The sequence below is a fragment of the Nocardia sp. NPDC047648 genome, from assembly GCF_040642815.1.
Classification (GTDB): Bacteria; Actinomycetota; Actinomycetes; order Mycobacteriales; family Mycobacteriaceae; genus Nocardia; species Nocardia gamkensis.
In genome coordinates this window covers 99957-113792 of the sequence record NZ_JBEYSX010000018.1, presented here as the reverse complement: position 1 = coordinate 113792, position 13836 = coordinate 99957, and the positions used below count along the sequence as shown (strand labels likewise).

The following is a 13836-nucleotide window of genomic DNA, read 5'->3' as shown; positions in this document are numbered from 1 at the left end:
GGGCGGGGAACGGTGCTAGGTCGTCGGAGGAAACTCGCCCGCGACTCCGGCGGCCGAAGCGACCGTTTGTTGGGCGGCGCTCAGCCGATGGCCGCGTAGGGGCGGTGGACTTTGAGCGCCGAGTCCAGCACGCGAGTGACCGCGGAGCGGGAGACGCCGAGTTCGTTCGCGATGGCGGGGGTCGAACCGCCCTGATCGGCGAGCGTCAGGATCTCCCTGACCTCCTCGATCGGCAGGGCGGACAGGCGCCGGTCGGTGATGGCCCGCGCGATCGCGGAGATCTCGTCGTCGTCGGTGTCGGCTTCCTCCGGCTCGGTGGGGAATTCGTCGTCCTCGTCGTCGGCATCGAGGATCGGCATCGGTTCGACGCGCGGGTGCGTGGGCTGGGGGGTTTCCTCGAGGGCCAGTTGTTCGCTCTCCGCGTCGGCGGAGCGGTCGTTCTGCTCGGCGGACGTCGACTTTCCGCGCTTCGCCGCGCGCGGAGCGGTGGCGTTCGGATGCACCTGTGCGGCGGTGTCGGCGGTGGCGGCGGGCGGTGTGCGGGTGGAGCCCGGGTGCCGGGCCACGTCGTCGCCGCGATGTGCGCGCTCGATCGAATGTTCGCTCGGAAGGGGGTTCGCGTGCGGTCGTGTCGCGGTATTCGCCCGGGCCGACCGCTTGTCGAAACCGAATCCGTCGTGCAGGTCGTCGAGCGAGATCTGCTGGGCCGCAGCGGGCTGCGCGGGTTCGAGACGCGGCTTCCGGCTGACGGGCGCAGACGCTTCCGCTCCGTTGATCGCGGCGTGCTCGGCAGCGACCGGGAAGGACTGTGCCGCTTCCGGGTCGGCCGCTCGGCTCATGTCGGTGCGGACATCCGAGACGCGATCGTCGATCGACGTGACCGGCGCGGATGACGGCGCATCTTGGCCACTGACAACAGACGCCGTTGCACTCTCGTCGGAAGTGTCGGTACCCAGGTTGTCTTCCGCGGCGAGGGAAGCGGTGTGCCCGTCGATCGGAAGAGGGTGCGGAGTGATGTCGGTGGCGTGACCGTGACCGTTGTCAATCGGACGGATGTTGTGCCCATCGCCTGCGGGAGCGGCAACGGTATGGCCGTTGATCCCGTGGACGCCGGTGATCTGCCCGTGGGGAACATCGCCGTTCGCGACGAACTCAGCGGTGCGGCTGTCGGGGGTGGGCCGAGCCGGATAACCGTTGGCCCGCAAGTGCTGCACGTTGGTCTCGGCCGGGGTGCCCGCGGTGTGGTTGTCGGCGGCCTGCGGGGAGTGTGCATTGCCGTTGGCCGGGGCAGCGGCGATGTCGGCGGCTGGTCGAACGGTGTTTCCGTTGATCTGCGAGGGGTGTGCGTCGCTGTCGCCGGGGCGCTCGATGTTGCGGCCGTTGGCCTTTGGAGTGCTGGGGACCTGCTCGGGAGCAGCTTGGCCGGTGGTGGCGGGGGACCAGACGGTGTGGCTGTCGCTGTTCGGGTGGGGTGTGTGCCCGTTGATCTGCGGCGAATGGGCTTTGCCGTCGGCCGGGGGCGCGACGGTGTGGCTGTTGGTGTTCGGGTGAAGGGTGTGTCCGTTGATCTGCGGGAAATGGGCGCTGCCGTCGGCGGTGTGGCCGTTGGTGGCCGGATGGACGGTATGTCCGTTGACGCGCAGGTGGTGCGCGCTGCCGTTGACGGGGGAGTCGCTGGTCTTCGCATCGACCGGCCGGACGGTGTGGCCGTTGGTGGCCGGGCGAACGGTATGTCCGTTTATCTGTGGAAGGTGTGCGGTCCCGTCGACCGGGGTCTCGCAGTCGACCCGCCGGACGGATCGGCCGTTCAGGGAGAGGTCATGGCCGTTGACGGTGGTCTCGACCGGGAGACCGTTCGGAGCCTGCGGAAGTGTGGTTCCGTTCGGCCGGTAGCCGACCGTAAGGCCGCTGGTCGAACGCTCGTCGGCCGGGCCGGAAGCGGAGTAGCTCTCGCGCTGGGCGTGATCGACCGACGAGCGACCGAGTGGACGGCCGTCGACCGACGCGATGCGGGTGTGGCCGTTGGTCAGCGAATGGACGGCGTGGTCGGCGTCTGACGCGGTGGGCACGGTCGTCGGCCTCGTGGACTCGTCCTGCGTGTCGCGCCGCATGCCCGCCGATTCGCCCGGAATCGGGCGGTGAGCGGAGGTTTCACTCCCGGGACGGGGAGTGCTGCCGGGATGACCGGGTTGCGCTCCGAAGCTCGCGTCATGGTGCGCTTCACGATCCTTGGACACGGGTGAGGTGTAGATATCGCCTTCCCGAGGAGTGTGATCGCTTGTCGCCGCCGCGTCGAGCGAGTGATATCCATCGGCTTCCGGCATGCCCGGTTGCGCATCGAGACGGATCATCCGCCGGTCGCCTTCGATCACCGGCGCGCCGTCGATCAGCACCGCGTACCGCGCGGCCACCCAGGCGTGCAGCCAGATCACGACGCCGACCATCACCGGCGCGATCGCGTACTCGGCGGCGCGGCCGAGGTCGCCCGCGGCGAGGTGCGGTCCGGTGTTGAGCGCGACGGTGGTGCCGAGCAGCGCCGCCTCGAAGAAGAGCACCTTGCCGCGCGCCAGCTCGCGGCCCCACCGCGCCGCGGTCGTGGCCGCGACCATGATGGTGATGATCGGGATAGAGATCATCGCCTCGATGCCGTAGCTCAACCAGTACAGCGGATCGGACATGTCGCCGCTGGGTACCAGATTGTGCTGCACGTTGACCCCGGCCCACACCATGCCGAGGACGACGACCGCGATCAAGGCGCGCGACGACCATTCCGCCCGCCGGTAGAGCTGCGCCAGGCGCGCGTCCTCGCTGGAGGCCCGCCGCCGCGCCGCCAGCGCGCGCCGGTGCCAGCGGTCGTCGGCTTCCTCCGAGCGGCGCAGCGCCGCCGCCGACTTCCGATCACGCTGCTCGGCGGCCAGCTCCGCCTCGATTTCCCGGCGTCGCTGCGTGCGTCGCTGCGCACGAATCCATTCCGCGAGTTCGCGCTCCGCGGTGATCTCGCGTTCGGACAGCACTTCCAACAGTGCCGGATCCAATTGCAGGGGCAATTTGCCGCGCGCGGTCTCGACTTGCTGTGCCAGCGCGGCAATCTCGGAACTACCGTTCGAGGGTTCGTCGGGCATCACGAGCCTTCCCAAGAGCAGGTGTCATGTCGGGTGGTGGAGACATGAGTGCTCGAACATATGTGTGATCGGAGTGAGACTAAACCGACCTCTGCTCGTGGTCAATGTGGCGGTCGCCGGACCGAAGGCGACACGCCGAACAGGCGAAATTCGTGGCCCGGCTCGAAAATCCGGATGAGCGGCGCTTTCATCGGTACTGTCCGCGTGTCGAAACTCCGTTCGAATCCTCGTATGACAGACGCGTGAAATTCTCCGCTACAACGTTCCCGCACACCTATGCGTCAGCCGACCGCCGACCCACCCAGCCGGCCGCGCCCGCGTCGTGGAAACGTAGCGACACCAAGCCCGCGTCGTTCGCGTCCGAAATGGTTGCCGTAAGCCACTGTCCGTATCTTCCACACTCCCGCGCCCGGCGCACCTCAACTCCCGGTTTCGAGCGAAGCGAGACCGAGCATGCGCCGTTCGCGGCCCGGCTCGCGTTTGCGCGGCCGCCGCGTACGCGACGAAGGAGCAAGCGACGGTCGCGCAAACGCGAGCCAAGAGGGGGCCGCGAACACCCAGCGCCGCAGGCGCTGGAAAACGATTCAGCTCAGCGTGGTGTGCCACACGATGGCGGCCGCCAAGGCTCCCGCGCCGTTGACCGACCAGTGCAGGGCGATCGGAGCGAGCAGGCTTCCGCTGCGTTGGCGCAGCCAGGTGAACACCACGCCCGCCGCGGCTGTCGCGAGGACGGCGAGCAGGATCCCGATGACCTGTCCGGCGACGCCGCCGCCGACGACTCCGCTCAGACCGCGGTTGCCCGAGGTGAGACCGAAGGAGGACGCGATATGCCAGAGACCGAACAAGAGCGAGCCCGCCGCGAAGACGCCCCGCGCACCGTAGGCGCGAAGCAGTGTGCCGTGCAGCACGCCGCGAAAGGCCAGCTCCTCCGGTATCACGGTTTGCAGCGGGATGACGATCATCGAGGCGATCAGCGCGCCGGAGACCGTCGCGTAGCGATCGGCCAGGAAGAAGGGCCTGGTCAGCGGTAGCGCCGCCCCGATCGCCACGACCGCGAGGACCAGCGCCACCGCGGCGAGCGCGTAGCGCGAACCGCGCCGCCAGTGCCGGGGCGAAAGGCCCAGTTCCGACCAGCCGAGACCGCGCCTGCGCACCAGCGCGAGCAGTGCGAGCGCCGCGACCGGTACCGTCACGATGCTCGCCCACGCGGTGGTGAAGTGCGCGATCAGATTGGTGCCCGCCAGGACGATCACTACGACGGCGACGTCCACGTAGGCGTGCACTTCGTGGCGTGGGCGGGGCGGTGCTGCTAGAGCCGGCTCAGACATCGCGGCCAAGTCTACAAATCGATGCTTGCTTCGCTACGCATCGCGGGGTCATCGCTGGATCGATCACTTCTCGCGACCGAGGCGGTCCGCTGGAGTCCCCGCCGTTTAGGCGGGCGACCGGCGTCACCCGGTCGGCGACGATGCCCAACGAGCGGTGCGGCGTGATACCGGGCGTCGTCAGCCCGCCCACCCCTGTGGATCGGTCCAGGCCTGCAAGGTGCGCGTGGTCTCGAAGCGGCGCGGCTCGCGAGTGATCGGATCGGTGAACTCGAGCGAGGCGGCGAGCAACTGGAGCGGCCTGGTGAAGTCGTCGACGGGCTTGTCGGTGAGCACGGGGTAGAAGTCGTCGCCGAGGATGGGAATGCCGAGGCTGTTCATGTGCAGGCGCAGCTGGTGCGTCCGGCCGGTGTGCGGGCGCAGCCGGTAGCGGCCGAGGCCGTCGCGGTGCTCGAGCAGTTCGATCTCGGTTTCCGCGTTGGGTTCGCCCGGCACCTCTTGGGCGGCGAGCACCTGCTTCTCCTTGATGATCCTGCTGCGTACCACGCGGGGCAGTTCGAGGGCGGGATCGAACGGCGCGATCGCCTCGTACTCTTTGCGCACGGTGCGCCTGTGGAACATGGTCTGGTACGCGCCGCGGCGGGCGGGGTTGATCACGAACAGCAGCAGGCCCGCCGTGACGCGATCGAGCCGATGCGCCGGGATCAGGTCGGGCAGGTCCAGCTCCCGGCGCAGCCGCACCAGCGCGGTCTGCAAGATGTGCTGACCACGCGGAATCGTGGCCAGGAAGTGCGGTTTGTCCACCACGAGCAGGTCGTCGTCGCGATGCACGACGGGGATGTCGAACGGGACCACCGTCTCCTCGGGCAGATCGCGGTGGAACCAGACCGCGCCGCCGGGCACGTACGCCGCGTCGGGGGAGATCGGGCCGTCGAGGTCGACTATGCCGCCCGCGTGCAGCAGTTCGTCGATCCGCGTCGCGGGCACCCGGGGCAGGCGCTCCACCAGGTGGTCCCGGATGGTCGCCCAGTGACCCTGCTCCGGTAGTCGCAGCCGGGCCGGGTCCAAGCCGTGCCGCTTGGGCAACGGCGGTTGTTGCCGCCTTCTCATCGGTATCGACCCTAACCGCACGCCGGGCCCGGGATAACCGAGGCCGTGCCGCGCCGGGCGCTCAGTGGGCGCGGACCGCGATACCCGGGTAATCCAGCACCAAGCCGGACTTGTCGTAGTCCAGGGTGCAGGTGAAGTCGAACTCGGGGGCGTCGTAGTGGAACCGCGGTCCGTGCGCGCCGTCGGCGATGCGGACGTAGCGCTGTTCCAGCCGGGCCACCGCGGCGCCGGAGGCGTACACGTAGGCCGCGGGGGCGTCCGCGCCGTCGCCGATCTCCCAGGCCGACCGGTGCACCGGGAGGGCGTTGGTCAGCGCGGAGGATTCCAAGTCCACGTCCAGGCAGCCGTCGAGCAGTGGCGCGGGCATGCCGTCCAGCAGCCAGGACCCCGCGCCGTCGGACTCCAGCACCAGCGTGTTCCAGCCGCCCGGTTTGCGCACGCCCACCTGCGCCCGGCACGTCCGCCATTCGGTGTCCAGCGCGATCCGGTAGTCCACCACCCATGCCGCGCCGTCCTCTACGGCCGTCGTGCAACCGTCGATCAGCACGCCCAGTTCGGTGACCCGGAAATACGCCACCTCGAATCCCTCGCGGGCGGTGCGGTGCCGCCACGCGGCGGTGGGCGGCGGCGGCTCGAACATCATGGGGATCAGAATCCGCGCAGCCGGTCCGGGGTGACGCGCAGCACGACCGAGTACTCGGCATAGAACTGCTCGTCGGTCATGCCGATCGAGCGCAGGCCGTCGGCGTACTTCTTCGTGAACGCATCGATCTCGTCCGCGCCGGGGCGTTGGTCGACCACGCGCGCCGTGCCGGTGAGCACGACGACGTCGCCGCCGTGCTCGGTGCTGTTGAGGTTCAGCGAGACCCGGGGATTGCGCTGGATGTTGCGCACCTTCGGCTGGCCGGGCTTGCTGAAGATCAGGAACTCGCCGTCGCGCCACTGGAACCAGACGGGGTTCGGCTGGGGGGTGCCGGTGGGGCCCACGGTGGTCAGCCAGAGAACGGACTCGCGGTCGAGTCGTCCGGCGACTTTCGCGCCGAATTCGGTCTCGGTATCCACGACGGGGCTGGCGGATCGATCGGATGCCGTTGCGGTCATGGCAGGGTCAACACCTCGGCCGCCGGGACGATTCCGCTCCACGCACAAAAGCCACTCCGGTGCGTGCGAGTTCATCGCCGTGCGCACCGGCGAGCCGAGGCACGAGCGCCGCGCGTCCATCGCGAACGCCACTACGGCGTGGCCCGCTCGTCGAGCACCATCAGCCGAGCCTCGACCAGCGTCCTGCGCGCGCGCCGCCGGACCCGGCACAATTCGACGCTGCAATCCAAGTGCACCTGCATGGCCGTGTGCGCTTGGCCCGCGGTCAGTTCGCCGGGATCTCTCGCGCAATCGGTCAGAACCGAAAAATTCGCCGTGCCATACATATTCGATGCTCCTGCGCGTCGGATGGGTTCGCTTTCGGTTGAAACTAGCGATGCGCACGAGCTATCGGACCAGGATGCGCCGCCGTTCACGGAGGCTTCCCCGGCGCGTCGCGCGATCGAAAACCGCGAGTCCGGAGCAGTTTTCGCACGTTGACGAAATAAGTCGGCAAGGACAACAGCCGGTATGTCGCCGAGTGTCCGGCGCAATGCCGTTGCGCGCCACGAGGCACGGGATCTTCCGCACGAGACGGCGAGCCGGACGAGCATGCGGGGCGCGTGGCCGGATCTGGCAGGGGCCGACGCGTCGAGCGCGAAGCGATGAGGACGGGCCGGACGATGCAAGGTAACTTAGGCTAACCTTTCTTACTGGGCGTTCCTGTGTGAGGATGGGGCGATTCCAGTGACGGATGCCGCAAGGGTGAGAGACGAGGGTCCAGATGACGGTAGAGGTCGCGCCGCTGCCCGCGGCGCAGACGGGAAACCGGCCGCCGAAGACGGTGCTGAAAGAACGCAAGCAGCAAGAGGCGCGGGCTCGCAAGGAGATTCTCGCGCCCGTGCGCGGCCCGTTGACCGTCGCGAGCGTCATCATGGCCGTCGCGTCGGCGTGCGCCGTCGTGCCCTTCGTGCTGATCGTGGAGGCCTGCCGCGAACTGCTCCGAGACCAGGTGGACACCGATCGGGTGTGGCGCCTGCTGACGATCGCGGTGCTGGTCTTGGTGGCCCGCGCCCTGCTCCAAGCCGCCGCACTGACCTGGACGCATCTGGTCGACGCCGGATATCAGCTCACCGTGCGCCGGGCGCTGGCGGCCAAGCTGACCCGGGTGCCGCTGGGCTGGTTCGGCGAGCGCACGTCCGGTGAGGTGAAGAAGTATCTGCAGGACGACGTGGAGGCCTTGCACTACCTGGTGGCGCACGCGCGCCTGGAATTCGTCGGCGCGCTCACCGTTCCGCTGATCACCCTCGGCTATCTGTTCACCGTCGAATGGCGGCTCGCCGTGGTCCTGCTGCTGCCGGTCCTGGCGTACGCCGTGCTCTACAGCCGGATGATGGACCGGGACGGACGGGACCGTTTCGTGGTCTATACGCGCTCCGAACAGGCCACCAAGCAGGCGACCATCGAGTTCGTCGACGGCATCCAGGTGGTGCGCGCGTTCGGCCAGGCGGGCAAGGCGCACAGCGCGTTCCAGGACGCCGTCGAGCACCAGGCGCGCAGCGTCCACCGGCTGAAGATGCCGATCCTGAAGGTGCAGGCGGCCTCCGACATCGTCGTCACCCCGGTGTTCGTGATGCTGGTCGTGGTCTTCGGCGGATTGGCGGCAGTCGGCCTGGACTGGGTCGAGCCCCTGGATGTGCTGCCGTTCCTGTTGGTCGGCCTGGGGCTGGGCAGCTCGTTGCTCAGTCTCGGCTACGGAGCGCAGGCGCTGCGGGCGGCCGCGGTGGCCGCGCAACGCCTGCACGATCTACAGCAAACCCCCGAACTGAGCACCGGGGCTCCGGAGGCCGCCGAACCGGCATCCGCGCCCGCGGGCCTGGTCCGGTTCGAAGGGGTCGGCTTCGGCTATCGCTCGGGCCACGACGTGCTGCGCGACATCGACCTCGAACTCGCTCCCGGCACCATCACCGCGCTGGTCGGCCCGAGCGGATCGGGCAAGTCGACGCTGGCCAAACTGCTTCCGCGCTTCTACGACGTGGGCTCGGGCCGAATCACCATCGGCGGCCGCGACGTCCGCGACTTCCCGAGCGAAGAGCTCTACCGCACGGTCGGATTCGTCTTCCAAGACGTTCGGTTGATTCGCGGCAGCATCCGGGAGAACCTGCGCCTGGCCCGACCCGACGCCGACGACGCGGCGTTGGAGCGTGCTGCTCGCGCCGCGCAGATCCACGATCGCATCGTGGCGCTGCCGCGCGGCTACGACTCCGAGATCGGCGTCGACGCGACCCTGTCCGGCGGCGAGGCGCAGCGGCTTTCCATCGCACGGGCTCTGCTCGCGGACACCCCCGTCCTCGTACTCGACGAAGCGACCGCCTTCGCGGATCCGGAATCCGAAGCGGCGGTGCAGGACGCGCTGGCGGTGCTGGTCGCGGGCCGCACGGTGCTGGTTATCGCGCATCGGTTGCACACCATCACCGGGGTGGATCGAATCCTGGTGCTCGAACGGGGACGACTGGTCGAGCAGGGTGATCACGCGAGTCTCGTCACCGCGGGTGGCGCCTATCAGCGGCTGTGGGAGATCAACGAAGCGGCGCTGGGCCGGATCGCCCTCGTCGACAGTGCGGAGGGTGTCCGATGATTCGCAAGGTGCTGGGGTTGGTTCCGGCGGAATTCGCCCACCTGACCCCGAAACTGTTCGCCGTCATCGTGGCGCAGGCCCTCAGTCAGGCCGTGGCGTATCTGCTGCTGGTCCCGGTGCTGACCGCGCTTTTCGACGACGACCTGGGCCGCGCCTGGCTCTGGGCGCTCGGCATGCTCGCCGCCGTCGCGGGCGTGGTGGTGTTCGGCTACCTGCAGGCGGCGATCGGGTTGCGCGTCGGCATCGGCATGCAGCGCGGATTGCAGACTCGGCTCGGCGACCATCTGAACGCACTGCCCCTGGGCTGGTTCGAGACCCATGATGCCGGACCGCTCGGGCGGCTGATGGTCGACAACGTGCGTGAGCTGCAGGGCCTGGTCGCCTACCTGCTGGCCAGGATTCTCACCGGTGTCATCGTCCCGCTCGCGGTCGCGGTCGGCATGCTGATGGTCGACTGGCGCATCGCGCTGGCCATGCTGCTCGCCGCGCCGGTGCTCTATCTGGTGAACGGCCTGGCCAACCGCGCCTACACCAGCGCGGACCAGCGCATGCACGCGGCGGCGGCCGAAGCCGATTCGCGCGTCATCGAATTCGCTCAGGCCCAGCCGGTACTGCGCGCGTTCGGCGCGGTGGGCTCGGGAAACCGGGCGCTCGACGCCGCCCTGGCCGGGCAGCGCTCGGCGGGGTCGCGCATGGTGTTCGCCAGCGTGCCGGGGCTGATCCTGTTCGCCCTCTTCGTGCAGGCGGTTTTCCTGGTACTGGTGTACGTCGCGGTGGCGCGGGTGACCGACGGCGCCATCTCCGCTGCCGTCGCGATCGCGCTCATCGCGGTGAGTTCGCGGTTCATCGAACCGCTCAATCAAGCCGCGCAGCTGGGCGGCGCGCTGCGTTCGGCCGGTTCGGCGGCCGACCGCGTCACCGAGCTGCTCGACGAACCGGTGCTGCCGGAGGCGGAGGCACCGGTCACGCCGGGAACGCCGTCGGTGGTCTTCGACGACGTGAGTTTCGGATACCGTCCCGGTGAACCGGTGCTGTCGGGGGTGACCTTCAGCGTGCCCGCGGGCACCACCACGGCCATCGTCGGGCCGAGCGGCGCGGGCAAGACGACCTTGCTGCGGTTGGCCGCCCGCTTCTACGACGTGGATTCGGGCCGGGTGGTGGTGGGCGAGCACGACGTTCGTGATCAGCCGTCGGCGACACTGCTCGATCAGCTGTCGCTGGTCTTCCAGAACGTGTACCTGTTCGATCGGTCGGTGGCCGACAACATCCGGATCGGCAGGCCGGAGGCCGATGACGCCGAGGTACGTCGCGCGGCGGCCGCGGCCAGGGTCGACGAGATCGTCGAGCGTCTTCCCGATGGTTTCGACACCCGGGTCGGCGAGGGCGGCGCGGCGCTGTCGGGCGGTGAGCGCCAGCGCGTCTCGATCGCCAGGGCGCTGCTGAAGGACGCGCCGATCGTGCTGCTGGACGAGGTGACCAGTGCGCTGGATCCGCACAGCGAAGCGGTCGTGGTACGCGGGATGCACGAGATCACCAAGGACAAGACGGTGATCGTCGTAGCGCACCGTTTGGCCACCATCGCCCACGCCGACCAGATCCTGTTCGTGGACGGTGGACGGATCGTGGAGCGCGGTACGCACGTGGAACTGCTCGCCCTCGACGGCCGCTACGCCGCGTTCTGGAACGAGCGCTCGCGCGCGGCGGGCTGGCATCTGGAACCTGTTGCCACCTAGCGGTCTCGGGTCGACGAGAACGCCGCACCGCGCGGGGGAGCGGTGCGGCGTGGTGGGGGAAAGACGCTACTTCCAGTAGGCCTGGGATTTGATCGCGGTCTTGGGCAGATTGTGCGTCGTCTTGAAGCTCTTCACGATCGAGCGGGTGGTGTGCCCGTCGCAGGCGACCCAGGCGAAGGCGTCGGCCGGGCAGGTGAGTTCCTGGGCCGCTTCGCGCAGCAACCGGCCGTCATCGATGCGCTGCAACCACGTCACCCGGTGGTGCGGTTTGTTGCGCAGCGGGATCGTGGTGTCGGATTCGTGCTGCCACTCCAGCCATACCCGCGCCGGGGTGTCGCCGATGGCGTCCAGCAGCGAGTTGATCGCGGGCAGCGAGGCGGTGTCGCCGAAGATGAGGTATTCGCCGGGGGTGGATTCCGGCAGTTGGAAATTCGAGCCGAGCACCGACACGTCGAGTTCGTCACCGACCGAGGCGTTCTGCGCCCAGCGGGCGGCGAGCCCATCGTGCAGCGCGAACTCGATGGCGAAGCGGTCACCGTCCGGGTCCTGGTCGACCAGGGTGTAGCCGCGCTGTTGCAGCTTGCCGCTCTCGTTGTCCGGGAACCAGCACCGAACCCACTGGGTGGGGTGAACCGGGTGATCGGCGAGTAGCCCGCCTGCGGTGAAGCCGAGTCGCACGTACTTGTCGGTGACGTGTTCGGTCGACGTGACAGTGAGCCGGTAGTCGTTCCCACCCCACGCCTTGACTAACAGACCGTTGAAGCCTTTGCCCATGACACTAAGGGTAGCCTAACGAAAGTTGAATGTCGCGCGGTGCTTTCCGTAGCGCCGCCGAGGGTCGCACCCCCGGTGAGTGCCCGGGGGTGCGAGGGCTCGAGATCAGCAGGACAGCGCGAGCGCCGAGGCGAGGCTGCACTCCGCCTGGCGGGACAGCTTCCAGTAGCCGTCGATCTGCTTCCACGAGACGTCGTAGGTGAAGTCCGGGTAACCCTCGGTGGTGACCAGCAATTGCGCATCGACCCGGTCGCCGGAGGTGGACGGGTTGACCACGCTGTAGCGCAGGCTCGGCGGAGCGGCCGCGAGCAGGCCCGCGATCTTGTCCATCGTCGCGACGCCCGCGTCGCCCGATTCCAGCTCCGCCGCCCGCGCGCTGCGCGAGGCGCCGGTGTTGATCGCCACGCGCAGTTTGGCGGTCAGCTCGCCCGCGCCGGGGGCTTGGGCGTGCAGCGGCGCGACCATGGGCGCGGCCACCGCGGGCGCGACGGTGGCCACCGTGCCGGCGAGCGCGGCCGCGAGCGCGAACGTCGTTGCGGCGAGCCGGGTAAGGGCCTTGTTCGAAGTCCTGGTCATTTGTTCATCCAATCGTTCGCGGGTGTGAGTATCACCGCTCTGGTCGGGTACGAGTGTGCAATATAAGGTAAGCCTATGCAAACATAATCCGGACGGGTTCTGGTTGTCGGCGCGGGAGTGAACCCGCGCACCCAGCGGGAAGCCGCGGGACGTCGGAGAGAGTGGAGAACCGGTGGAAACGCTTCTGGTGATCGGAGCCGGCCCGAAAGCCCTTGCGGTGGCCGCGAAAGCGCACGTGCTGCGCGAACTCGGCTTGCCGGCGCCGCGGGTCGTCGTCGTCGAGGCGCACGCGGTGGGCGGGAACTGGCTGCCGAGCGGCGGCTGGACCGACGGCAGGCACCGGCTGGGCACGAGCCCGGAGAAGGACGTGGGCTTCCCGTATCACTCGACCTGGGCGCGCGGGCGCAACCAGGAGATCAACGCGGCCATGATGGCTTACAGCTGGACGTCGTTCCTGATCGAGCAGGGCACCTACGCGGAATGGATCGATCGAGGTCGTCCGAATCCGGCCCATAACGTCTGGGCCAAGTATCTCCAGTGGGTGGCGCGCCGGATCGATCTCGAACTCGTCTCCGGCACGGTGCGTTCCATCGCCGCCACCGCCGACGGCTGGCTCGTCACCGCGACGGCTCCCGACGGCGGCACGATCCGGCTGGACGCGACCGGGCTGATGATCACCGGTCCCGGCGTCAGCACCAAGGCGCTCGCCGACCATCCGCGAGTGTTGAGCATCGCGCAATTCTGGGATCTGGCCGGGCGGCGCAGCCTGCCCGTCGCCTCCCGGGTCGCGGTGATCGGTGGCGGCGAGACGGCGGGATCGGCGTTGGACGAGCTGGTGCGCCACGGCATGCTGTCGATCTCGGTGATCTCGCCGATGGCGACGATCTACACCCGTGGCGAAAGCTATTTCGAGAACTCGCTGTTCAGTGATCCGGTCAAGTGGGCGGCATTGACCGTCCAGGAACGGCGCGACGTCATCCGCAGGACCGACCGCGGCGTCTTCTCGGTGCGGGTGCAGGAGAGCCTGCTCGGCGACAGCCGGGTGCATCACTTGCAGGGCCGTGCGGTTCGCGTCGCCGAGCAGGGCGACGGGGTGGCGCTGACGCTGCGCAACGAGCGGCGTCCGGATCAATCGCATACTTTCGACCTGGTCATCGATGCCACCGGCGGCCAGCCGCTGTGGTTCCTGAACCTGTTCGATCAGGACGCGGCGGACCTGCTGGAGCTGGCGGTCGGCGGCAGGCCCACCCAGGAGCGGATCGAGGTATCGATCGGCTACGACCTCGCCGTGTCGGGGATGGAGACCAAGCTCTACCTGCCCAACCTGGCGGCGGTCGCGCAGGGGCCCGGGTTCCCGAATCTCAGCTGCCTGGGCGAACTTTCCGATCGGGTGCTGCAACCGGTCACCCGGCGCTCGGGTGCGCATCTCACGGCCGCCGCCGCGCGGGCGCTCGGATGAGTGCCCGCGCCGGCGACGC

The 13836-nt window shown here is 68.8% G+C and carries 11 protein-coding genes; 3 read left to right on the top strand and 8 right to left on the bottom strand.

Going from position 1 to position 13836, the window contains the following annotated elements:
- Window positions 1–80: 80 nt before the first annotated feature.
- The 6 genes from ABZ803_RS30300 to ABZ803_RS30275 all read right to left on the bottom strand — a co-directional run bounded on the left by ABZ803_RS30300 (window position 81) and on the right by ABZ803_RS30275 (window position 6984).
- The gene (locus ABZ803_RS30300; RefSeq protein WP_357044524.1) at window positions 81–3122 is read right to left on the bottom strand and encodes a hypothetical protein; all 3042 of its coding nucleotides are present in this window, start codon (window positions 3120–3122) and stop codon (window positions 81–83) included.
- Between the two features lie 584 nt (window positions 3123–3706).
- A complete protein-coding gene (locus ABZ803_RS30295; RefSeq protein ID WP_040864848.1) occupies window positions 3707–4450 on the bottom strand; it encodes a CPBP family intramembrane glutamic endopeptidase in 744 nt (247 codons plus the stop codon).
- A 177-nt stretch (window positions 4451–4627) separates the two neighbouring features.
- Entirely contained in the window at window positions 4628–5557 is a 930-nt protein-coding gene (locus ABZ803_RS30290) for an RluA family pseudouridine synthase (RefSeq protein WP_357044523.1), read from the bottom strand.
- 61 nt (window positions 5558–5618) lie between these two features.
- The gene (locus ABZ803_RS30285; protein WP_040864850.1) at window positions 5619–6200 is read right to left on the bottom strand and encodes a putative glycolipid-binding domain-containing protein; all 582 of its coding nucleotides are present in this window, start codon (window positions 6198–6200) and stop codon (window positions 5619–5621) included.
- A gap of 5 nt (window positions 6201–6205) precedes the next feature.
- Entirely contained in the window at window positions 6206–6658 is a 453-nt protein-coding gene (locus ABZ803_RS30280) for a TIGR03667 family PPOX class F420-dependent oxidoreductase (RefSeq protein WP_357044520.1), read from the bottom strand.
- Between the two features lie 131 nt (window positions 6659–6789).
- Window positions 6790–6984 carry a hypothetical protein gene (locus tag ABZ803_RS30275; RefSeq protein WP_357044518.1) on the bottom strand — a complete coding sequence of 65 codons (195 nt, stop codon included), beginning with the start codon at window positions 6982–6984 and terminating at the stop codon, window positions 6790–6792.
- 437 nt (window positions 6985–7421) lie between these two features.
- On the opposite strand from ABZ803_RS30275, the gene ABZ803_RS30270 reads away from it, so the two are divergent.
- Entirely contained in the window at window positions 7422–9275 is a 1854-nt protein-coding gene (locus ABZ803_RS30270) for an ABC transporter ATP-binding protein (RefSeq protein ID WP_357044516.1), read from the top strand.
- Window positions 9272–11008, top strand: a complete 1737-nt coding sequence (locus tag ABZ803_RS30265; protein WP_357044514.1) for an ABC transporter ATP-binding protein — start codon at window positions 9272–9274, stop codon at window positions 11006–11008. The genes ABZ803_RS30270 and ABZ803_RS30265 overlap by 4 nt, the downstream gene beginning before the upstream one ends.
- A 66-nt stretch (window positions 11009–11074) precedes the next feature.
- Here ABZ803_RS30265 and ABZ803_RS30260 read toward each other — a convergent pair whose 3' ends face one another.
- Both ABZ803_RS30260 and ABZ803_RS30255 read right to left on the bottom strand, forming a co-directional pair.
- Complete coding sequence (locus ABZ803_RS30260) at window positions 11075–11782, bottom strand: siderophore-interacting protein (RefSeq protein ID WP_357044513.1); 708 nt, start codon at window positions 11780–11782, stop codon at window positions 11075–11077.
- A 105-nt stretch (window positions 11783–11887) separates the two neighbouring features.
- Entirely contained in the window at window positions 11888–12358 is a 471-nt protein-coding gene (locus ABZ803_RS30255; protein WP_357044511.1) for a hypothetical protein, read from the bottom strand.
- 172 nt (window positions 12359–12530) lie between these two features.
- Here ABZ803_RS30255 and ABZ803_RS30250 point away from each other — a divergent pair, with 172 nt between their 5' ends.
- Window positions 12531–13817 (top strand): SidA/IucD/PvdA family monooxygenase, encoded by a 1287-nt coding sequence (locus ABZ803_RS30250; RefSeq protein ID WP_357044509.1) that lies wholly within the window; start codon window positions 12531–12533, stop codon window positions 13815–13817.
- Window positions 13818–13836 lie beyond the last annotated feature (19 nt).

Coding starts and splice junctions, on each gene's coding strand:
- ABZ803_RS30300 (WP_357044524.1), bottom strand. CDS start 3,122: ATGCCCGACGAACCCTCGAACGGTAGTTCCGAGATTGCCGCGCTGGCA.
- ABZ803_RS30295 (WP_040864848.1), bottom strand. CDS start 4,450: ATGTCTGAGCCGGCTCTAGCAGCACCGCCCCGCCCACGCCACGAAGTG.
- ABZ803_RS30290 (WP_357044523.1), bottom strand. CDS start 5,557: ATGAGAAGGCGGCAACAACCGCCGTTGCCCAAGCGGCACGGCTTGGAC.
- ABZ803_RS30285 (WP_040864850.1), bottom strand. CDS start 6,200: ATGATGTTCGAGCCGCCGCCGCCCACCGCCGCGTGGCGGCACCGCACC.
- ABZ803_RS30280 (WP_357044520.1), bottom strand. CDS start 6,658: ATGACCGCAACGGCATCCGATCGATCCGCCAGCCCCGTCGTGGATACC.
- ABZ803_RS30275 (WP_357044518.1), bottom strand. CDS start 6,984: ATGTATGGCACGGCGAATTTTTCGGTTCTGACCGATTGCGCGAGAGAT.
- ABZ803_RS30270 (WP_357044516.1), top strand. CDS start 7,422: ATGACGGTAGAGGTCGCGCCGCTGCCCGCGGCGCAGACGGGAAACCGG.
- ABZ803_RS30265 (WP_357044514.1), top strand. CDS start 9,272: ATGATTCGCAAGGTGCTGGGGTTGGTTCCGGCGGAATTCGCCCACCTG.
- ABZ803_RS30260 (WP_357044513.1), bottom strand. CDS start 11,782: ATGGGCAAAGGCTTCAACGGTCTGTTAGTCAAGGCGTGGGGTGGGAAC.
- ABZ803_RS30255 (WP_357044511.1), bottom strand. CDS start 12,358: ATGACCAGGACTTCGAACAAGGCCCTTACCCGGCTCGCCGCAACGACG.